The 20,326-nt window shown below is 59.3% G+C and carries 17 protein-coding genes; 6 read left to right on the top strand and 11 right to left on the bottom strand.

All coding sequences use genetic code 11. The features are described from left to right. Positions 1 to 9 precede the first annotated feature (9 nt). Together HU742_RS02760 and HU742_RS02755 are read left to right on the top strand one after the other, a co-directional pair. A complete protein-coding gene (locus HU742_RS02760) occupies positions 10 to 921 on the top strand; it encodes a restriction endonuclease (RefSeq protein ID WP_186645326.1) in 912 nt (303 codons plus the stop codon). 430 nt (positions 922 to 1,351) lie between these two features. Further along, on the top strand, positions 1,352 to 1,918 hold the full coding sequence (locus HU742_RS02755; RefSeq protein WP_186645328.1) for a hypothetical protein: 567 nt from the start codon (positions 1,352 to 1,354) through the stop codon (positions 1,916 to 1,918). A gap of 68 nt (positions 1,919 to 1,986) precedes the next feature. Here the strand turns inward: HU742_RS02755 and HU742_RS02750 are convergent, their stop codons facing one another. From HU742_RS02750 to HU742_RS02710, 9 genes are all read right to left on the bottom strand, one after another. Beyond that, positions 1,987 to 2,346 (bottom strand): DUF6124 family protein, encoded by a 360-nt coding sequence (locus HU742_RS02750; RefSeq protein WP_186645330.1) that lies wholly within the window; start codon positions 2,344 to 2,346, stop codon positions 1,987 to 1,989. 393 nt (positions 2,347 to 2,739) lie between these two features. Continuing rightward, complete coding sequence (gene fic / locus HU742_RS02745) at positions 2,740 to 3,861, bottom strand: protein adenylyltransferase Fic (RefSeq protein ID WP_186645332.1); 1,122 nt, start codon at positions 3,859 to 3,861, stop codon at positions 2,740 to 2,742. 410 nt (positions 3,862 to 4,271) lie between these two features. Beyond that, positions 4,272 to 5,684, bottom strand: a complete 1,413-nt coding sequence (locus HU742_RS02740) for an aldehyde dehydrogenase family protein (RefSeq protein ID WP_186645334.1) — start codon at positions 5,682 to 5,684, stop codon at positions 4,272 to 4,274. Then, positions 5,681 to 6,739, bottom strand: coding sequence for a homoserine dehydrogenase (locus tag HU742_RS02735; protein ID WP_186645336.1), 1,059 nt, complete (start codon positions 6,737 to 6,739; stop codon positions 5,681 to 5,683). The genes HU742_RS02740 and HU742_RS02735 overlap by 4 nt, the downstream gene beginning before the upstream one ends. Positions 6,740 to 7,005: 266 nt before the next feature. Then, positions 7,006 to 7,443 carry an Lrp/AsnC family transcriptional regulator gene (locus HU742_RS02730; protein WP_186645338.1) on the bottom strand — a complete coding sequence of 146 codons (438 nt, stop codon included), beginning with the start codon at positions 7,441 to 7,443 and terminating at the stop codon, positions 7,006 to 7,008. A gap of 11 nt (positions 7,444 to 7,454) precedes the next feature. Further along, positions 7,455 to 8,819 (bottom strand): threonine synthase, encoded by a 1,365-nt coding sequence (gene thrC, locus HU742_RS02725; protein WP_186645341.1) that lies wholly within the window; start codon positions 8,817 to 8,819, stop codon positions 7,455 to 7,457. Positions 8,820 to 8,838: 19 nt separating this feature from the next. After that, a complete protein-coding gene (locus HU742_RS02720; RefSeq protein WP_186645343.1) occupies positions 8,839 to 9,723 on the bottom strand; it encodes a LysR substrate-binding domain-containing protein in 885 nt (294 codons plus the stop codon). Positions 9,724 to 9,781: 58 nt separating this feature from the next. Beyond that, positions 9,782 to 11,212 (bottom strand): amino acid permease, encoded by a 1,431-nt coding sequence (locus HU742_RS02715; protein ID WP_186641401.1) that lies wholly within the window; start codon positions 11,210 to 11,212, stop codon positions 9,782 to 9,784. 134 nt (positions 11,213 to 11,346) lie between these two features. Next, complete coding sequence (locus tag HU742_RS02710; RefSeq protein WP_186645345.1) at positions 11,347 to 12,600, bottom strand: cystathionine gamma-synthase family protein; 1,254 nt, start codon at positions 12,598 to 12,600, stop codon at positions 11,347 to 11,349. 233 nt (positions 12,601 to 12,833) lie between these two features. Here HU742_RS02710 and HU742_RS26945 point away from each other — a divergent pair, with 233 nt between their 5' ends. Further along, a complete protein-coding gene (locus HU742_RS26945) occupies positions 12,834 to 17,624 on the top strand; it encodes an RNase A-like domain-containing protein (protein WP_217828365.1) in 4,791 nt (1,596 codons plus the stop codon). Then, a complete protein-coding gene (locus HU742_RS02700; RefSeq protein WP_186645029.1) occupies positions 17,621 to 17,941 on the top strand; it encodes a contact-dependent growth inhibition system immunity protein in 321 nt (106 codons plus the stop codon). Before HU742_RS26945 ends, HU742_RS02700 begins: the two co-directional genes overlap by 4 nt. Positions 17,942 to 18,054: 113 nt before the next feature. Here HU742_RS02700 and HU742_RS02695 read toward each other — a convergent pair whose 3' ends face one another. Next, positions 18,055 to 18,414, bottom strand: a complete 360-nt coding sequence (locus tag HU742_RS02695; protein ID WP_186645028.1) for a DUF6124 family protein — start codon at positions 18,412 to 18,414, stop codon at positions 18,055 to 18,057. 417 nt (positions 18,415 to 18,831) lie between these two features. Between HU742_RS02695 and HU742_RS02690 the strand changes: the two genes are divergently transcribed. Further along, positions 18,832 to 19,068, top strand: coding sequence for a hypothetical protein (locus HU742_RS02690; protein WP_045157348.1), 237 nt, complete (start codon positions 18,832 to 18,834; stop codon positions 19,066 to 19,068). A gap of 14 nt (positions 19,069 to 19,082) precedes the next feature. Here HU742_RS02690 and HU742_RS02685 read toward each other — a convergent pair whose 3' ends face one another. Beyond that, on the bottom strand, positions 19,083 to 19,541 hold the full coding sequence (locus HU742_RS02685; RefSeq protein WP_186645027.1) for a GNAT family N-acetyltransferase: 459 nt from the start codon (positions 19,539 to 19,541) through the stop codon (positions 19,083 to 19,085). A gap of 159 nt (positions 19,542 to 19,700) precedes the next feature. Here HU742_RS02685 and HU742_RS02680 point away from each other — a divergent pair, with 159 nt between their 5' ends. After that, positions 19,701 to 20,324, top strand: coding sequence for a CDP-alcohol phosphatidyltransferase family protein (locus HU742_RS02680; protein WP_186645026.1), 624 nt, complete (start codon positions 19,701 to 19,703; stop codon positions 20,322 to 20,324). Positions 20,325 to 20,326 lie beyond the last annotated feature (2 nt).

Genomic DNA, 20,326 nt, shown 5'->3' with positions numbered 1-20,326 from the left:
AAGTTATCTATGCCCATCCCAGATTTCCAGAGCGTCATGCGACCGATCCTGGCCACCGTCGCCGACAATACTCCGCTAGCCCTAAGCGAACTTCGCGAGCGCATCGCCAACGAGTTTCAGCTCAGCGAGGAGGAGCGCAGCGAACGCCTACCTTCCGGCAAGCAAACGGTGATCAACAATCGAGTCGGTTGGGCGCGCACCTATCTGAATAAGGCGGGGCTGCTGAGCATTCCGGCAAAGGGACTGGTGCAAATCACCGAACGCGGTCGAGAGGCGCTGAACAGCGGGCCGGCACGTATTACCGTTAGGTGGCTCAAGCAATACCCGGAATTCGCCGCGTTCCATACGACCAGTCCCGCCGATGACCCAGCGTTAGCCTTGCAGAGCGAACCGGTCGAACAAGCGACTCCCGACGAGCAACTGGCCGCAGCACACCAGGCGCTGACGCAGTCATTGGCGGATGAACTGCTGGCCCTCGTGCGTGCAGCTTCACCAACTTTTTTCGAGCAACTGGTAGTCGATCTGATGATCGCCATGGGCTACGGTGGCTCACGCAAGGAAGCAGGTCGAGCGACGCAACAAACCAACGACGACGGCATCGACGGCATCATCAAGGAGGACAAGCTCGGCCTGGACGTCATCTACCTGCAAGCCAAGCGTTGGACCAATACCGTACACCGCCCGGAAATCGATAAGTTCATCGGCGCCCTCACCCGCCAACGCGCTCGCAAGGGTGTGTTCATTACCACTTCGGACTTCTCCAACGGGGCCCGTGAAGCCGCCTTGAGCCTGGATATCAAAGTGGTGTTGATCGATGGGTTGGAGTTGGCGCGGCTGATGGTCGAAAACAATCTCGGCTGCAACGTCAAACAGGTTTACGAAGTGAAGCACTTGGATAGCGATTACTTCGTGGAAGATTGACCCAGTCGGCTTGCCGGTCATCGGCCCCACTGATGTCTCGCAGACGTGTTCAATTGTCCAACAGGTTGTTGGACATCTGAGTGTGTTTCCGGGCTCTCTTATACAAAAACGCCTCTCTTGTCTGGGCAATTGTGCAGCAAGCTGTTGCACGACCTCAGTGCTCACCGCTTGGATAACTCCCGATAATTGTGCAAGTACCTCTTGCACAATTTGAGTCCATCGCTTTAGCCGCGCATTCTCAGAACATTCCTACAGCAATACTTCCTACATCTAAGTTCCGCTTCAACCCCAGACAATACGTATCCCCTCTTGGGAGCCATCCTACAACTTTTTGTTTTAGGACCTTGCTACCATTCGCCCCGAGTATCACAACCTCATTAAAATACTCACCCCATCGAATGACTACAGCCAAACCTTTTAGAGTTTACTCATGACGACACCTGCCGAAGAATCGACCCCCATAACCAAAGTGACGCCTCTGCTAGCCGCCCCTCGGTTCTACATTGTCTCGAAAAACAAATTCATCGTTATGTTTTTATTGACCCTTGGCTACTATTACACCTACTGGCTGTACAAAAACTGGAAAACATACAGGATCGCCACCAATGCAAGAGTGCTGCCCTTGATACGTACCATCATGGGCGTGCTATTTATTTATTCATTACACATGAAAATTGATCGACAACTATATATTTCTCACACGCGCTACAAATGGCACCCGCGCATACTTGCATTTGCACTTATAGTTTCCGAGTTTGTCGGGATTTATGCCGCATTCTGGCCGAGCGCACCAGGAGCTCATCCAGCAATTCCAGCAGCAACGTTGCTTTTTAACCTGTTTTGCCTACTTCGGGTTCAGTCGGCAATTAACCATCTGGAAAATGATCCGCTAGGTCAGCAAAACTCCAAAATAACTGCTGCCAACTGCTTCTGGATTTCACTGACGGGTGTTGGACTGACCCTGTTGATCTATACGGCAGTGATGGCTAAGCTATAAGCCACCATGTAAAAAAGGTCTTGCCATGCAAGACCTTTTTTCATTCCCGGGGTTAGCGCGCCCCCTTGTTACCTCACCTCAACAATATCCAAAGCCCGATTCGCCAACAGCTCACTCACCTCAATCACCTGCAAAATCCCCATCGCAACACGCCGTCGCGACCCATCCAGATCAAACGCCAAATCACTGATCATGGCATTGGCCGAAGCCAGGTTTTCACTGAGACTGGCGAGCAGACACTCCGAATCAATATCAGGTGCGATACGAAAGATGGAGCCGGCCTTGTCAGACGTTTCTTTCTTCGGCGTAGGCTTTAGATAAAAATCCAAAGCCCGATCGGCAGCCTCATCAAGCTTTTTATTACGAGCAGCCTGAACGCGGGACACATGCTCGTCTGTAATCGGAGGGTTTGGTGTAATTTTAGCCATGGTAAAGCTCCTAGAGTCTGTTGGAGCTACCACCATTCGCTGCGAAACGAAGTTGGGGTGGCAGCTGTACGCGGGTTCGCAGACCGGGACTCTAGGGACCGGCAGACCCAAGGGGTCTCCCACGCACAGCCACCTCTGACGAAATCACAGACATGGGCGATCTGCTTTCGAAGGTGACGTTGTGCGCCTATAGAGTCCGGGCTGCGAAACCCGATCACTGATGCTCAGTGACAGACTCAAGCTACCCGCGGCCCCTAAAACGCACAAGCCGGCGGATTCTGGCGTAGTTGTAGGCAATGGCGCAAGAAAACGTCAGTCGCCTCTGGATTCCAAGCGCGCCAATAAACACCCCGTTTCCAACGTATTCAAACAAACCGCATTCGACTGAGCAGGTCAGCCATAAGGCCTGAACTCATTGTTATCCCGAGTCAACAATTGCATCAGTTTCGGGTGGATAAAGAGCTTTTCCTTGCCGACCTGCGCTTCCTGGAGAACGCCGATGTCAACGAGATCTTTGAGGTAGCGAGAGGCAGCCTGGCGCCCGGCAATTTGTTTCTCGACGACGTTATGGATGCGGCAGTACGGCTGTTCGAAAATCACATCCACCAATTCACGGGAATAGATTTTCGGCAGTTGCTCACGAACGAATTGGGTCGTGTGTTCGGACAGGCTGCGGATGGCGGCGATTTTGGCGCAGGTCCAGCGGGCGGTTTCTTCCACGGCGCTAAGCATGTAGAGCAACCAGGGCTCCCATGCCTGTTCGCGGGTGACGTCGAGCAGGAGACGGTAGTAGTCGGCTCGGTGGGCAATGATGTAACGGCTGAGATAGAGAATTGGTAGATTCAGCAGCCCCTCCTGAATCAGGAACAGCGTATTAAGCACCCGCCCGGTACGGCCATTGCCATCGGTGAACGGGTGAATAGCTTCGAACTGGTAGTGCCCGACGGCCATACGCACCAGCGGGTCCAGATCCGTCTCGTTGTGCAGGAAGCGCTCCCGGTTAGCGAGCAAATCACGCAGATGATCTTCGCCGTCCGGTGGGGTGTAGATGATTTCGCCGGTACGGTCGTTGGCTAGTTGAGTGCCTGGTACGCGTCGAATGTCCATGTTCACGCCTTTGAGCGTGCGGCAGATTTCGACTGCAGTGCCTGTGGATAATGGGCGCTCGGCCAGCGATAGGTAGCCGTGGTGTAGGGCTTTGCGGTAGCGCAGGGCTTCTTTCGTCGCCGGATCGGCATGGCCGTCACTCTCTTGGGCATGCTGAAAGAGCAAGTCCGTGGTGGTGACGATACTTTCGATTTCGGAACTGTCCTTGGCTTCCAGCAAGGGAATGGTGTTGATCAGTACCGTTTGGTTGGGTATCAGTTCGGCTGCCTGCTTCAACTCAGCCAAGGCCGTGCGCGCCTCGATACAGCGCTTGAGTACTGCACGGGTTTCCAGTTCGGCTGCTGGAGGCAGAGGCGGTAATTGGTTATACGGCTTATCGGCCTGCCAGACGTGAGGAGCTGCAGTCATGGGGGCGATCCTGGTCCTTTAGATTGAAGGGCAAGGGCGTTCAATCCGGCACCCTCTCGTGTCGTCAGTGTAAACACGAGGGGATAACGTGTCGCTGTTTTTCGATTTTTGCGACACGTTCTGCTCTCATGTCGCTGACGACGACATGAGGGCGGAACGTGTTGTCGAAATGGCGTTTTAGCGACGTGTCTTCAGGCGCACATCATTTTGGTTGCGGGTTGGGTTTGCTGGCCTCTTCGTGAACAAGCCCGTTTACACATGAGGGCTGACACAACGTGTCGCTGTTTTTTGATTTCTGCGACACGTTCCCTCCTCATGTCGCTGCCGGCGACATGAGAACAAAACGCGTCGTCAAAACGGTGTTTTAGCGACATGACAGGTAAAGCGACTCCTTCGGACTGACTAACCCCTCACCCCAACGTATTCAAACAAACCACCTTCGGCTGGGTCATTTCCTCATACGCAAACCGCACCCCTTCCCTGCCCAAACTCCCATACTTCGACCCGCCAAACGGCATCGCATCAAACCGGAAATCCGACGAGTCATTAATCATCACGCCCCCCGCCTCAATCCGTCGTGCAGCGCTCATCGCGGTGCTGAGGTCATTGGTGAAAATCCCAGCATGCAGCGCGTACTCAGGCTCGTTAGCCAACGCAATCGCCTCGTCAAACGTCTCGAACACCTGCAACACCACCACAGGCGCAAACGCTTCGTTGCACCAAATCCGGCTGGAATGATCGACATTTTCCAAGACAGTAGCCGCATAGCAATTGCCCTGACGCCGATGGCCGCAGAGCAACGTGGCGCCTTGCTCCAGGGCTTCGTTCACCACCTGTTCAGCGTCCTGCGCAGCCTGTTGGGTAATCATCGGGCCGATGTCGGTGTTGGCGAGCAGTGGGTTGCCGACCACCAACGCTTGGGCTTGGTTGACGAAGCGTTCGCGAAAAGCTTCGTAGATCGGTGCATGAATGAGCAGCCGTTGGGTGCCAATGCAATTTTGCCCAGCAGCCCAGAAAGCGCCGGAGACGCAGCTTTCGACTGCGGCGTCGAGGTTGCAGTCGCCCATGATGATGACGGGGGCGTTGCCGCCGAGGTCCATGGCGAGTTTTTTCAGGCCGGCGGTGCGGGCGATTTGTTCGCCGGTGACGAAGCCGCCGGTGAAGGAGATCATGCGCACGTCGCGGGCGGCGACCAGGGCTTTGCCGAGTTCGGCGCCGCCGGTGGCGACGGTGACCACGGTTTCGGGGAGGCCGGCGGCGACGAGGTAGGAGACGAGTTTGAGGGCTGACAACGGCGCCAGTTCGGACGGTTTGAGGACAACCGCGTTGCCGCCGGCGATGGCCGGGCCGAGTTTGTGGGCGACGAGGTTGAGCGGGTCGTTGTAGGGGGTGATGGCGACGATCAGCCCGAGGGGTTCGCGGGTGAACCAGCCTTGGCGCGACTCGGCGCCTTCGTAGGCGTCGAACGGGACGATTTCGCCGGCGTTGCGCTTGGCTTCTTCGGCGGAGAGCTTGAGGGTGTTGACGCAGCGTTTGACTTCTTTTTCCGCCTGTTTGAGGGTCTTGCCGGCTTCGTCGACGATCAGCCGGGCGAAGGCTTTGGCGTCGCGTTCGATGTTGAGGGCGGCGTGTTCGAGGATGCTTGCGCGGCGATGGCGCGGCAGTGCGGCGCAGGCTTTTGCGCCGCTGCGTGCGGTCTCGAGCAGTCGGGGGACTTCTGAGGCGCACACGTCGGCGACGGTGCCGACGACGCTGCCGTCAAACGGGTTGAGGACTTCGATGTGCGGCTCGACGACCGCCAGGGCCAGGCGCGATACGTTCACTGGTTGTGCTCCTGTTTGCGGGTTGCCGATTGGTGGATGTGGATGATGTCCGACAGCAGTGCGAAGGCGGTTTCGGTGCGGCCTGCGCCCGGACCGGAGACGGTGACGGCGCCGAGCAGTTCGCTGGTGAAGGAGACGGCGTTGGTGGCGCCGCTGATGCTCGCCAGGGGGTGGTCGTTGCTGAGCAGGCGCGGTTCGACGCTGGCGCTGATGGAGCCGTCGGCCTGGCGGGTGGCGGCGCCGATGAGTTTCCAGCGGGCGTTGTCGTGGCGGGCTTTTTCGATGTCGTCGAGGCTGAGGGAGGCGATGCCGCTGCAGGTGACGTCGTTGATGGTGAGTTTGGCATCGAGCAGTTCGTTGGCGAGGATCACCACTTTCAGGCGCACGTCATGGCCTGCGACGTCTGCCGTTGGGTCGGCTTCGGCGTAGCCCAGGGCTTGGGCCTGGCTGACGGCTTCGGCGAACCCGAGGCCGCCTTCCATACAGGTGAGGACGAAGTTGGAGGTGCCGTTGAGGATGCCTTCGAAGCCGGTGATGACGCTGCCGGCCAGGGATTGTTTGGCGAGGCGGATGACGGGGGTGCCGCTCATCACCGAGCCTTCGTATTCGAAGGCGACGTTGTTGCGTTGGGCCAGGGCCTTGAGTTCGGCGCCGTGCAGGGCGATGGGGCCTTTGTTGGTGGTGACCACGTGTTTGCCGCGCTCCAGGGCCCAGCGGCAGAACGAGGTGGCGGGCTCGCCATCCACCGGATTGGTGAAGGTGGCTTCGGCGATGATGTCGGCGCCGCAGTCTTTGATCACGGTTTCGTTGAGGGCGTCGACGGTGCCGCCGGGGAGTTGCGCCATGGCGCCTTGGGTGGCGGGCAGTCGGGTGAGCGACGCGGCGTCGAGGCCGTGGCGGTTCATCACCGAACCGAGGAACAGGTCCGTCACGCCGACGATTTTCAGGGTGAAGCCGAGTTCGGTTTTCCACTGCTGATTGCGCTCGGCAATCAGCTGAGCCAAGGCCCGGTTTACACCGCCGAAGCCGACTAGCGCGAGTTTGTATTCAGTCATTTTTGTTATGTCCTTGATCCGGGTGATGAGGTTTGTTGGATCAAGATTAGGGGTGCGGGGTGGGCAGTGAAATATGCCAATTTGCTCTATTTTTTGGGCGTTTTGACCAGGGGGTGGGCGAAGTGGTGGGTGTGGATTCAATCGTTCCCACGCTCTGCGTGGGCATGTATCCCGTGACGCTCTGCGTCACCTCTCAGAAGCGGAACGCGGAGCGTCCCTGGCGGCATTCCCACGCGGAGCGTGGGAATGATCGGCATCACCGGGCTTCAGACCACCGACGACAACACAAACGACGTCACGGTGTTTTCCACGCCGGGCAGCGCCGAGATGTCTTTCCAGACCTTGTGCACTCGCTCCGGGTTCGCCGCGGCCACCCGCAGCATCAAATCAAACTCGCCGCTCATCACATCGCACTGGAGCACTTCGGGCATGGCTTGCAGGGCCTGCAGTACTTCGGCGCCGCGCATGCGGTCGTAGCGGTAGACGAAGATCACCGCGTTGATGTTCGACGACGCTTGCGCGCCCTCGCCGGTGCGTACGGTGTAGCCCTGGATCACGCCGTCGCGTTCGAGGCGTTCGATGCGTTGGCGGACGGCGTTGCGCGAAAGGTTGACCTTGGCCGCCAGCTCCGCGTGGGCGGCGCGGGCGTTGAGGCGCAGTTCGGCGATGATGCGTTCGTCGAGGGGGTCGAGGATTCGCTTCATGGGGCCTCCGGCTACAGGGTGCCGAGCAGTTGATGGAGAGCGCCGAGGTCGTCTGGCTGGATGCGATGGATCTGCGCCGGGCCATGCGCGGACATCGGACGCTGTTGCGCCGCCACGGGGATCCCCAGCTCACCGAGCAACACCGCCGATTTAATAGGTGAGATCTCGCCCAGGGTCACCATCGGCGCCACCAGACTGCGGCGGTACAAACGGGCCGCGAGCACGCCGGTGGCGGTGTGTGGATCGATGACATAACCGGTGTCGCGGTACAACGAAGTGATCTCCTCCAGCGTCTGCTCATCACTGACCGCGTACGAGTCGATGATCATCCGCGCCTGCAACCAGAACTCGTTGGCGATGCTCATTTCGCCACGGGTTTCAAAGGTGTGCATCAGCGCGCTCACCGCTTGGTCATCGTGCCCGTAGAGCTCCCAGAGAAACCGTTCCAGGTTGGAGAAAATCGACAAATCCATGGCCGGCGACAGGGTCTTGCTGGCGCGCAGTCGCGAGTAATGATTCTTCAAAAAGAACTGATGCAACGCGTCATTCTGGTTGGTGGCGACGATCATTTGCGTGATCGGCAAACCCATCTTCTGCGCGATGTAGCCGGCATAGACTTCGGCGAAACTCGCCGCCGGCACGCTGAAACCGATGGGCCGTTGACCGCCGCCCAGTTGCAGCACGGCGTGGAAATAAAACACCAACTGCGCCATGACGCTGACCCAGTTGCTGGAGTTGAAACTGATCGCCTCATGCTCTCGGAACAGTTGCGTGACGAGGGTCTGGCACTCATCGAAACTGCCCTCCACGGCCACTTGATGCACCCGCGGATGGGCCGTCGCTTGCAGATCTTGAAGCTGGTCTTGTGGTACGCCGGCCTCGGGATAAATCACCACCACGTCGGTCTCGTCGCAGTGCTTGAACGCTTCGATGGCGGCCAGGCCGGTGTCGCCATTGGTGACGCCAATCACCACGGCGCGGCGTCCGCGTTTGCGCAGAAAATATTGCACCAGCCGCGCCTGCAATTGCGCGGCGAAATCCTTCGAGGAACGGGTCGGGCCGTGGAACAATTCCAGCACCCATTCGTTGCGATCGACTTGATGCAAAGGCGCCAGGGAGCGATGGCTGAACTGGCTGCCGGCCTCCTTGAGCAGACGCTTGAAATCATCTTCCGGGATCGCCTCGCCCACGAACGGACGCATCACTCGATAGGCCAGTTCGTCATAGGACAAAGTGGACCAATTGGCGATGTCCTGGGGTTCGAATTGCGGCAATTCGGTGGGGACGAACAGCCCGCCGTCCTCGGCGATGGCCGACAGCACGACTTTTTCGAAATCGACCTGCACGGCGGAATTTCGGGTACTCACATAGCGCATGGTCAACTCCGTAAACACTTCATTTGAAACGATGCGCCTGCTCCACCAACCAGGTGGAAAACTTCGCCGCGTCCGGGTGTTGCTCGGCCCCGGAACTGCGCACCAGGTAAAACGATTCGCTGGCTTCGATGCGCTGGGCGAAGGGTTCGACCAGACGTCCGTCCGCCAGCAAGTCACTGACCATCGACGACCGCGCCAAGGCAATCCCCTGCCCCAGCTCGGCCATGCGCAAGGTGCAGACCAGCGTGTCGAACTGCATGCCGGTCGAGGAATCAACCGAGTCCGCGCCGACCCTGTTCAACCAATAACCCCAACCTTCTTCGTAGCCCAGCACGTGCAGCAGCGGATGCTTGGCCACGTCTGCCGGTTCCTTCAGCGTTGTCATCAAGGCTGGCGCGCACACCGGGAACAAGCTGTCCCAGGTCAGGCGCTGCGACACCAGGCCAGGCCATTGACCGTGGCCCCAGCGGATTTCCATGTCGTCCTCACCGTCCAGCTCCTTGACCCAGATGTTGCTGATGTAGCGGATGTCGACCTGCGGATGAGCCTGGCGAAAATCCACCAGTTTCGGCGCCAGCCAATGCACGAAAAACGCCAGGCTGCCGCGCACCTTGATCGGCCGGCGTTTGTGCTGGCCGAAGATCTCGTTGGTGCCCACCGCCAATCGCGTGATCGCGTCCTGGACCACGGGCAGGAAGGCCTGGCCTTCTTCGGTCAGGCCCAGGCCACGGGGCAACCGCTTGAACAGCGCCACGCCCAAGTGACTTTCCAGTTGGCGGATCTGCTGGCTGACCGCACCTTGGGTCAAAAACAATTCGTCGGCGGCGTGGGTGAAGTTCAGGCAGCGGGCGGACACTTCGAACGCCCGGAGCCAGTTCAAGGGGGGCAGCGTTTTTTGCTTCATGGTCTGGACCTCGTTGACCCCCACGCACCGAGCAGGTTGCCCGTCCCGCCGACGGAGCCTAGAACGCGTCGGACGGTTGTGCCGCAAGGGCGACCGACAAGCGTCGCTGGCGGCCTTTGCGGGTAATGTAATACACGAAGTAACACCAGGCGATGAAGGGCAAGCCGAAGTACAGCGCCACCCGCTGCTCTGGGTCGAAGGCAATGCCCACGCACGCCAGGCTGCAGCAGACCAGCGCTCCCAGCGGCACCCACGGATAACCACGGACGCGGAACGTCAGGTCGCGCACATCGCCGCCGTTGGCGACGAAGTGTCGACGGAACGCTATCTGGCTCGCGGCGATGCTCATCCACACCACCACCACGGCCAGGCCGGAAATCGACACCAGCGCCAGGTAGATGGTGTCGGCGGCAAACACGCTGCTGAGCAACGAGGCCGCGCCACCGGCCATGCTGACGATAATCGCATTGAGCGGCGTGCCCATGCGGGTCAGGGACGAGAACTGCTTGGGCAGGTGGCCTTGGTCGCTGAGGGTCCAGAGCATCCGCGAGGCGGCGTACAGACCGGAGTTGGCCGCCGACAGCAAGGCGGTGATGATCACGAAGTTCATGATGTCGGCCGAATACGGAATGCCGATGTAGGTGAAGACGGTGACGAACGGGCTCTCCACCAGACCGGCCTGTTCGCGCGGCAGCAGCGTCGCCAGGACAAAAATTGTCCCGACGAAAAACACCGCCAGGCGCAGCACCGTGGTGCGGATGGCGCGCGGCACGTTGCGTTGCGGGTCCTTGGTTTCGCCGGCGGCGATGCCGATCAGTTCAGTGCCGGAGAAGGCGAAGGACACCGCCAACAGCGTCATCGCAATCGGCATGAAGCCGGTAGGAAAAAGTCCCTCACGAGTGAAGTTACTCAAGCCGATGCTGTGGGCCTGGTCGATGTTCAACAGGCCCAGAATCGCGCCACCGCCGATCAGCAGGAACACCACCACGGTCAGCACTTTGATCAGCGAAAGCCAGAACTCGGTTTCGGCGAACAGCCGCACCGAAATCACGTTGGTCAAAAACACCAAGCCCGCGAACAGTGCGCTCCAGATCCACACCGGTGTGTCGGGAAACCATCGGGTCATGAGGATGCCGGCGGCGGTGAATTCCGAACCGATCGCCACCGTCCACGTCAGCCAATACAGCCACGCCACGGTGTAGCCGGTGCCGGGGCCGAGGAAGCGCGTGGCGTAGGTGCTGAACGAACCGGTTTCCGGCATCTGCACCGCCAGTTCACCCAGGCACATCATCACCATGTAGACCATCAGCGCGCCGATGATATAGGCGATCACCGCGCCCATCGGCCCTGCCTGGTTGACGGTGTAGCCGGAGGTCAGGAACAGCCCGGTGCCGATCACGCCGCCCAAGGCCAGCATGACAATATGGCGCGTCTGCATTTCCTGCTTGAAGCCGGCCCGCGTATTGAGTTGTTGTTCTGTTATGGACATGGTTGTTCTCATGAAATGCCAGGGCGCGCATCTGCGTCTGCGCGAGTAAGACAAGCGCCGCTGAGCTTTTATTATTATTCCTATTCATGAACGCCCCGCTAACGGCCTTGTTGCGGAGTATCAACGTGCAAACTTCAGCTTGCGGTCTCGCTGTGGACTTCATTGAGTTGCGGATCAAGGGTCTTTCTGACGAAGGCGAATGCCTGTTTCAGATCGTCCACCAGATCGTCCGTGTCTTCGATGCCGACCGAGACCCGCACCAGCCCTTCGGATATGCCCAGGGCGAGGCGTTCCTCTAAAGTATTTTCGACGTGACTGGTGGTGCGGGCCGGACCGTAGATGGTTTCCACCGCGCCAAGATTGCCCGCGCAATGGGCAAACCGTAGGCGCGGCAACAGCACCTTGACCGTGTCCATGCCGCCCTTCAGGACAAAGCTGACGATGGCGCCGAAACCGGACATTTGCGCACAGGCCACGGCGTGATTCGGATGGCTCGGCAGGCCGGGATAGTTGACCGATTCCACCAAGGGTTCGGTGCAGAGATAGTCGGCCAGGGCGCGGGCGCTGGCCTGCTGTTGGCGCATGCGCAGGGCCAGGGTCTTCATGCCACGGATGATCATGTAGGCCGAGAACGGATCGAGTGTCGCGCCGTTGATTTCCCGGTAGTGACGCACCTTCGCCATCAAGGTTTCGCTGCCGCACACCAGGCCGCCGAGCACATCGCCGTGGCCGCTGAGGAATTTGGTCGCGCTGTGGATCACCACGTCCACGCCCAACGCCATCGGGTTTTGGTTCAGCGGCGTGGCGAAGGTATTGTCCGCCACCACCACCGCGCCGACGCGTTTTGCGGCGGCGACCAGACGGCGGATATCGAGTATTTTCAAGGTCGGGTTGGTCGGCGTTTCCAGGTACAGCACTTGGCAGCCCTTGGCGATCTCACGCTCGATTTCCTCGTGATCAAAGGTCTCGCACAAAGTCACCGCGACGCCGGTACGGGGCAGGAATTCTTCGAAGATTTTATTGGTGCCGCCGTAGCTGTCCTTGGTCGAGACCACGCGATCGCCATTGGCGAGGAAGGTGTAGAGCACGCTGCTGATCGCCGCCATGCCGCTGCTGAAGGCGACGGCGGACTCAGCCATTTCCAATTCGCGAATCTTCGCTTCGACGGTCTCGACAGTCGGATTGCTCATGCGGCTATAGATGAAGCCGGGGGCCTTGCCCAGCGCGACGTCGTACCAGACGTCGATGTCGTCGTAACCGTATGCAGCGCTGACCACGATGGGGGTCTGGGTGGCGTTGTAGGGATGCCTGACTTGCTCCCCTCCCCACACCGCCCGGGTGCCCGCTCCTGCGTTGATCAGCCCTGCGCTGTCAGGTTTTTTGTTCATTGTGACTACTCGCACTGAGGGGGCGGACGTTGAGCCATCCGCCGGATCTGTGGGCCAATATAGGGAAAAGCCGTGCCGCCGAGAAACGATGTTATCGGTGCCAAAGGGGCGGTTTTTTTAATGGCTGGATGAATTAGGGATTTGCCCTACACGTACTGTCACCTTCCCTGACTTATTTCTTCAGCCAACCCCGGCACAGTCTCGCGCCCACTTCTGTGTTGCGAGATGTCTGCATGTCCAACTACGACAAAATCCTTGCCCAGGGCAACATCATTGGTTCGCTGGTAATGGCAGCCATGGACTCTGACCAGCCGGATGTCGAGGCGATGTTGCAGGACTTTCGCCACTGCCTGAACGACTACGACAGTTGGGCGGAGCGTTTCTGGACTGGTCGGGCGTTGGACATCGAACAGATGTTCAAGGTGGGCAACGAGGTGTCGCTCGCGCCAGCAAAAAATGGCGGCAAACAGGTCAGCGCCTTAGTGGCGGCCTGCCCGGCCCAAGGCCCGTTGACGCTGGTGCACATGTTCCAGGCCGCGCGTTTCGTGCCGATCGGCGACACGCCGGTGATGCTCGAACCGATCATTGGGGGCGAGCAGGGGAAGGAAGTATTTGGCGAGCCAGTCCGTCACGTTATCGGCCCCAGCGGCATCCTGGAAATCCCCAAGTGCGATCGCGGGCAGCGCTACCGCATCACCTTTTTCCCTGATGTCACGACCGATCATGTGAAGGCTCTGTACGCCTCCTACCACCTCGTGATCGCCGAACTCGAAGGTTGGCTGAAAGCCGAGTGGGACGAGTTTCAACCGCTGTGGAAAGAGTTCTCCGAAAGCGGCTTCGTGAAGCGTTTTAACGTGTTGCAAGAAGCCGAGCAGCGCGGTTTTGAAAGAGCCGTGTATGGACTGTGGGACAACGTCAAACAGATCTTTGATCTGTTGGCGGACCTGCAGGCCAACAGTGAAAAGTTGCTGGAATACCTCACCGAGGTCGAGCTTGAGCAATTGGTGGAAGCTTCATCGCAGGCGATTGCCAAGGCCCTGATGATCTTGAGTGACGAGCCTTTGCTCTTCGTCTACACCGCGGCCTTCACCAGTTGGCTGCAGATGCTGCCGCCGCAGTACGTTGCCGAAGTCATGGGCGAAATGCGCGCCTCGGTGCTGATCAACTTTCTCCTGACGGCCATTACCGGTGGCCTGGGCTTGGGTCTGCGCGTGAGTGGCAAGGCGCTGAACTTGATCCGTTCGGAACGAGCCCGGGAGTGGTTGCAGGCATCCAGCCAACGCCTGGGACAACTCGGCGGCGACAGCCTCGACAAACACGCCGATGTTCTCAAACCACTGGTGGTCAGTGGCCGAGGAACGTCGGCGGGACCAGCACCGGTCACGCCTTTGCAGATCACCACGGGAGATTCCCCACCGCTGTCGGTCAGTAATCCGCTCCCGGTCGTGCGGGAAAAATCCCTGCCTTCCACGCAGCTAAGCAGATACGAACCCCACGACGACGCCCCCGCCCAATCGAAAAACCCCAACGGCGACCCCGCCGACAGCGCCGACCAGACCCGCACCCACGGCTGCCCGGTGTCGATGGTCACCGGCGAAGAACTGCTGACCCTGGAAGATGGCACCCTCGACGGGCGCATGCCCTTCGTCTTCACCCGCCTTTATCGCACCAGCGCCGCCGACCTGGACATTGGGCTCGGTCGCGGTTGGAGTCATGCCCTGGCCCATCGCCTTTTGATTGAAGGCGAGCAGGTCATCTGGATCGACCAGGAAAACCGCCGCACCACGTTTCCCCGACCGAGCCTGCAACGCCCTGCGATCCACAACAGCCTGGCCCGTGCGGCGATCTACCTGAGCAGCGAGCCGGACGAACTGATCATCGCCCAACCCGGCGACGGTGCGCCTTTCCTACACTTTCGCGACGGACGTCTGATCGCCCTGAGCGATCGGTACGACAACCGCCTGACGATCCAGCGCAACATCTACGGCGACATCAGCCGCCTGGACAACGGCGCTCGACGCTGCCTGCGCCTGCGCTACGAACATCGTCATCTGGTCGCCATCGACTACCAGGGTTTTCACCCGGAACTGCATCCGGACGAAGCCTGGCGCACCGAACAGACGCTGGTGACCTACCGCTACGACGCCCGTTTCCGGTTGATCGAAGCGACCAACGCCGCCGGCGAAAGTGAACGCTACGACTACGACGACCAGCACGTCATCCTCCAACGGCAACTGGCCGGCGGCGCGAGTTTTTATTGGGAATGGCAAGGCCTCGGTCCGGCAGCCCGCTGTGTGCGGCACTGGGCTTCGTTCGCGCAGATGGACAGCCGCTACAGCTGGGGCGAGGACGGCAGCGTCACGGTCCAGAACCTCGACGGCAGCCGGGAAGTGTACGTCCATGACGACCGGGCGCGGCTGGTGCGCCAGGTCGATCCTGATGGCGGTGAGCACCTCAAGGCCTATGACGAACAGGGTCGGCTGGTCGCCGAACAAGACCCGCTCGGCGCGGTGACCGAATACCGCTACGACGAAGTCGGACGGCTGGCGGCGCTGATTCCGCCCGAAGGCGAGCCCACGTCCTACGAGTACCGCAACGGTTTCCTGCACGCTCGGCAGCGCGGTAACGCGGTGTGGACCTACCGGCGCAATGAACAGGGCGATGTGATCGAGGCCATCGACCCGGATCGCCACAGCACCTGGTACTCCTACGACACCCAAGGCCAACTGATCTCCATCCGCTACCCGGACGGCAGCCAACACGCCTTTGTCCGTAATCGCCTGGGCCAGTTGACCGAAGAAATCCTGCCCGACGACAGCCAGCGGATCTTTTCCTACGACGCCCTCGGGCGTTTGCTGACCCGCCAGGACGAACACGGCGCCATCACCCATTACCAATGGGACGCCGTCGGCCGCTTGCTGCAAACCACCCTGCCCACCGGCGCGACCCGCGCCTGGAGCTACAACGCCTACGGCAAGGTCACCGCCGAACGCGACGAACTGGGGCGCATCACCCGCTACGAATACGCCGACGACCTGCACCTGATCAGCCGCCGCCTCAACCCCGACGGCAGCGAATTGAAATACCGCTACGACTCGGCGCGGCTGTTGCTGACGGAAATCGAGAACGAGTCCGGTGAAAAATATCAGCTGGACTACACGCCCAACGGACTGATCCGACAGGAAACCGGCTTCGACGGCCAGCGCACCGGCTACGCCTACGACCTCAACGGCCACCTGCTGGAAAAGACCGAATTTGGTGCCGACGGCAGCCAGCGGGTCACCCAATACCAACGCGACACCGCCGGCCGTTTGCTGCGCAAGACCTTGCCCGACGGCGAAACGGTCGAGTACCGCTACGACGCCCTCGGGCGCTTGGTCAGCGTCGACGACGGCAACTGGCCGCTGGCCTACGAATACGACGCGCAAGACCGCCTCGTCGCCGAACACCAGGGCTGGGCCACCCTGCGTTATCGCTACGACAGCGCGGGCCGGCTGATCCATTGCCGCCTGCCCGATCGCAGCACCCTCGACTATCGCCACCTCCCGGGCGGCGCGCTGATCGCCATCGACCTCAACGGCACGTGCCTGACCGAGCACCGTTTCAAAGGCGGACGCGAAACCCAACGCCAACAGGGCCTGCTGCTCAGCGACTACAGCTACGACGAACAAGGCCGCCTCAAGGCCCAGACCGTGTGGCAGACCCAGCAACAGCAATTGTTTTGGCGCGACTATTCCTACGACGCGGGCGGCAACCTCGCCGCGCTGTCCGACACACGAAACCGCCGCAGCTACCAATACGACAAGCAAGATCGCCTGCTGCGCATCGACTACGCCCACAACCAAGCCCCGGAACGCTTCGCCCACGACCCGGCCGGCAACCTGCTGATGCAGGATCGCCCCGGCCCGACCACCCTCAAGGGCAACCGACTCTTGATGGAGGGCGACCGCCACTACGACTACGACGCCTACGGCAACCTCGTCCGCGAACGCCGCGGCACGGCCCAATGCCTGGTCACCGAATACCGCTACGACAGCCAACACCGCCTCATCGGCGTCACCGGCCCGGACGGCAGCGAAACGTCCTACCGCTACGACGCCTTCGGCCGACGCATCAGCAAGACCGTGGACGACCAGACCAGCGAATTTATCTGGCAAGGCGACCAAGTCGTCGCCGAAAGCAGCGACCAGCACTACCAAAGCTACATCTTTGAGCCCGGCACCTTCCGCCCCCTCGCCCTGCTCGAAGGCGAAGGCCCAGAAAAAGCCACGCCGTTCTACTACCACCTCGACCATCTCGGCACGCCCCAGGAACTGACCAGTCATCAAGGCGAAGTGGTTTGGGCAGCGCGCTACAACGGCTACGGCAAACTCACCGAACTGCGCCACGGCGACGGCCCCCGACTGCATCAACCGCTACGTTTCCAAGGGCAATACCACGACCGGGAAAGCGGCCTGCACTACAACCGCCACCGATACTACAATCCGGAGACGGGGCGGTACCTGACGGCGGATCCGAGCAAGCTGGCGGGTGGGCTCAATGGGTATCGGTATACCCTGAACCCGACGGGGTGGGTGGATCCGTTGGGGTTAGCCTGTCAGTGTCCTGGTGATATTGAGGCGGATGGGCCGTTCAGCGAAATTGTGCCGGGGGGAGGTTTGGCTGCGCATGAGGCTCGAGGTGGGCATTTGATTCGGAAGCACATAGGCAGAACAGATGCGCAGCTAGCCCAAAGGATAGAAGCAGAGCCGAATGTCCCAGCGGCCTCCACATTTCCTGACAGAGCGACTGCTGAGTCGTCTGCTGCAAGAGCAATTGCATCGAACGAAAAGAAAATTGAAAAATTCTTAAACAGCAAAAAAGGGAAGACGACTATCACACATACCTACGCCCAACCGGTGGGAGTTAGTTTAATACGCGGCCACGATGATTACGCACCAGCATACAAAGCCCTCTTCGTATTGATAAAAGACCCTAAAAAACCAGAAGGATATTTTTTACTTACAGGATTCCCTGAACCGTGAACACAAAATTTGAAGAGTTACATGATTTTTTTGGCGCTTACTTTCATCAAGATTGGACGATAGAGCATGAAAGTGCAGAAGAGGTTATCAGTGCTTTTTTAACCGAATCCGACATTGACGTCCTGAGACTCGTTCAACAGGAAATCAACTTACTTATCAGAGACAACAAAGATGAACAAAAATTAAGGGAGTACCTCCTGAAGGAGCTTAGCTGCTATTACTGTTACTGGAACGAATGGGGAACCGGTGAGCACTGGCTACTACATATTGCTAGTAGACTGGATATTATGATCAACCAACTCGACAGCTCCACATGAAAACCAAATGCATAGAGTCTCGGCAGATCATTATGCAGACTGGAATCTCAAGTAGAACTCTAGCCGCGTAAAAGATCTTACTAAGAAGATCTTTTACGCGTAACGCTTTTCCTCTACCTCACCTCAACAATATCCAACACCCGATTCGCCAACAATTCACTCACCTCAATCACTTGCAAAATCCCCAACGCAATATGTCGCCTTGACCCATCCAGATCAAACGCCAGATCGCTGATCATTGCATTAGCCGAAGCCAGGTTTTCACTCAGATTCGCAAGCAAACACTCAGAATCGACCTCAGGATCAATACGAAAAATGGTGTTGGGCTTGTCGGACGTTTCGTTTTTGGGCTTAGGTTTCAGATAGAAATCCAAAGCGCGAGTGGCAGCATCGTCGATTTTCTTGTTGCGAGCGGACTGGGCGCGGGAGACATGTCCGTCTGCGTCCGGAGGATTCGGAGTAACTTTTGCCATTGTCTTGCTTCCTGTCATTGGAGCCATCACCCGCTCGCTGCTAAACGATGGGAGGCAGCTGTACGCAGGTTAGCAGACCGGGGAAACAAGAAACCGGCGCGTCCGAGGACGCCCTGCGCACAGCTACCATCAAGTGCAGGATTGGGAATCCTGACTGGATGACGCCTTGCACAACCTGTTTCGCCACGAGCTGCTAAACCCGATCACTGATGAGCAGTGACAGGACTCAAGCTACCGACGCGGCCCCAGGCGCACAAGCCGGCGGATTCTGGCGTAGTTGTAGGCAAAGGCGCAAGACGATGTCGGCCAGGTATCGATGCTGCGGATTTCAGGACGACGGCTGTAAGAAAACGGAACCCAATCCCGGCACATCCCCTCAATTCTAAAGAGAGCAACCAAACCTCGGAGCCCGCCACCATGAACCACCCCACCCTCACCTTCGCCCAACTCCACCCCGGCGACCGCTTCACCCTCCCCGCCGACCACCGTCTGTTCACCAAGCTCACCGACAGCACCGCCCGTGAGCACAGCGTGCATTCCATCAACCTGAAGGAAGAAGGCTACGGTTACGCCGAAGACCCCATAAAAAACCTGCCCGGGGAAGCGCCGGTCGAGTATGTCCCGGTCGGCGGTCCGTTGCGGGCTGGAGGCTAGCGCGCATACCGCGATCACAAATACCGCGACATCAGCCACTGTTCCTTGCCCCAAGCCTCGAAGCGCTCCAGCACTTCCCAGCCAAGCTTGGCGTAGTAATCCCGTTGGCTGTGAGTGTGCAGGAACAAGGTATTGGACCCCGCCTCTTTCGCATGGCGACAGATACCTTCGATCAACTGCGCGGCCAGTCCCCTGCGTCGGGCATCCGGGTGGACGAACACGCAGGCCAGCCAAGGGCCGAGTTCGGGGCGCTCAGGCAGGTCGTCACTTGCCAGCGAGGCACCGCGCAATAGCTGATCGTGCTCCAAGGCGATCAGGCATTTCCACCGGCCATTACGCTGCCCCGCACAGAATTCTTCCTGCCAGCTGACAAGCGACTGGTGCGCGAATTCATAGCTGAACTCCCGATAAAGCCACTCGGCCATCAGGTTGCATTTATCCATGTGGTTGACGAGCCAATCTACTCGCAGCATGTGAACGGTCCTTATGCAGTCAATTTTCCAGCGCGAAGACCCATCCAGATGCCTACCCGCGCTCATTCCCAGCAAATACCCACCAGCAAAGCCCTAACCTATCGTAATCTCGCACCTGAACAAGCCCAGCTCCTGAATCCGGCCGAGATCTCACTCCAGATGCCTTCCATTTATCAACTCAAACCCGCCTTCCAGAATCTGCTCCGCCCCACCGTCCAACGCCTTTACAACAACGGCGTTACCGCCAATCAGGTCACGCTCCTGGCCGGCATCGTGTCCGTGTTGGTGGGAGCGGTGGTTGCCTGGTTCGCCAGCCATCCGTGGATTTTCGTCCTGGTGCCAGTCTGGATGTTCCTGCGCATGGCATTGAATGCGGTGGATGGCATGCTGGCGCGGGAGTTTGGCCAGCAATCGCATCTGGGCGCCTACCTGAATGAGCTATGCGATATCATCGCCGACGCCGCCCTGATCCTGCCTTTTGCCTTGTTTGCCGATACCAGTCTTCTGCTCGTGTTGTTGGTCGCGCTGTTGGCGTTGTTCAGCGAATACGCCGGCGTGCTGGGGGCGATGGTCGGGGCTTCGCGGCGCTATGACGGGCCGATGGGCAAGAGTGATCGCGCCTTTGTATTCGGCGTGCTGGCGACCGGTATTGCCCTGGGTTGGCTCGGGGCGCTCTGGGTGAATGGTGTGATGGCGGTGGTTGCCGCCCTGCTGGTTTATACCTTGGTCAATCGGGTCCGTCATGGCCTGAGCCAAGTGTCGGAAAACGCCCCCTCAGCATAAGG

This window comes from Pseudomonas marvdashtae (assembly GCF_014268655.2).
In the GTDB taxonomy this organism is placed as follows: domain Bacteria; phylum Pseudomonadota; class Gammaproteobacteria; order Pseudomonadales; family Pseudomonadaceae; genus Aquipseudomonas; species Aquipseudomonas marvdashtae.
The sequence above is the reverse complement of the archived record's forward strand: the minus strand, read 5'-3'. Positions and strand labels throughout refer to the sequence as shown.

Bases quoted from the DNA above. Each gene is read 5' to 3' on its own strand.
- thrC (WP_186645341.1), bottom strand. From the start codon at position 8,819: ATGCGCTATGTGAGTACCCGAAATTCCGCCGTGCAGGTCGATTTCGAA.
- HU742_RS02750 (WP_186645330.1), bottom strand. From the start codon at position 2,346: ATGGCTAAAATTACACCAAACCCTCCGATTACAGACGAGCATGTGTCC.
- HU742_RS02735 (WP_186645336.1), bottom strand. From the start codon at position 6,739: ATGACTGAATACAAACTCGCGCTAGTCGGCTTCGGCGGTGTAAACCGG.
- HU742_RS02760 (WP_186645326.1), top strand. From the start codon at position 10: ATGCCCATCCCAGATTTCCAGAGCGTCATGCGACCGATCCTGGCCACC.
- HU742_RS02680 (WP_186645026.1), top strand. From the start codon at position 19,701: ATGCCTTCCATTTATCAACTCAAACCCGCCTTCCAGAATCTGCTCCGC.
- HU742_RS02685 (WP_186645027.1), bottom strand. From the start codon at position 19,541: ATGCTGCGAGTAGATTGGCTCGTCAACCACATGGATAAATGCAACCTG.
- HU742_RS26945 (WP_217828365.1), top strand. From the start codon at position 12,834: ATGTCCAACTACGACAAAATCCTTGCCCAGGGCAACATCATTGGTTCG.
- HU742_RS02755 (WP_186645328.1), top strand. From the start codon at position 1,352: ATGACGACACCTGCCGAAGAATCGACCCCCATAACCAAAGTGACGCCT.
- HU742_RS02695 (WP_186645028.1), bottom strand. From the start codon at position 18,414: ATGGCAAAAGTTACTCCGAATCCTCCGGACGCAGACGGACATGTCTCC.
- fic (WP_186645332.1), bottom strand. From the start codon at position 3,861: ATGACTGCAGCTCCTCACGTCTGGCAGGCCGATAAGCCGTATAACCAA.
- HU742_RS02715 (WP_186641401.1), bottom strand. From the start codon at position 11,212: ATGTCCATAACAGAACAACAACTCAATACGCGGGCCGGCTTCAAGCAG.
- HU742_RS02720 (WP_186645343.1), bottom strand. From the start codon at position 9,723: ATGAAGCAAAAAACGCTGCCCCCCTTGAACTGGCTCCGGGCGTTCGAA.
- HU742_RS02730 (WP_186645338.1), bottom strand. From the start codon at position 7,443: ATGAAGCGAATCCTCGACCCCCTCGACGAACGCATCATCGCCGAACTG.
- HU742_RS02710 (WP_186645345.1), bottom strand. From the start codon at position 12,600: ATGAACAAAAAACCTGACAGCGCAGGGCTGATCAACGCAGGAGCGGGC.
- HU742_RS02690 (WP_045157348.1), top strand. From the start codon at position 18,832: ATGAACCACCCCACCCTCACCTTCGCCCAACTCCACCCCGGCGACCGC.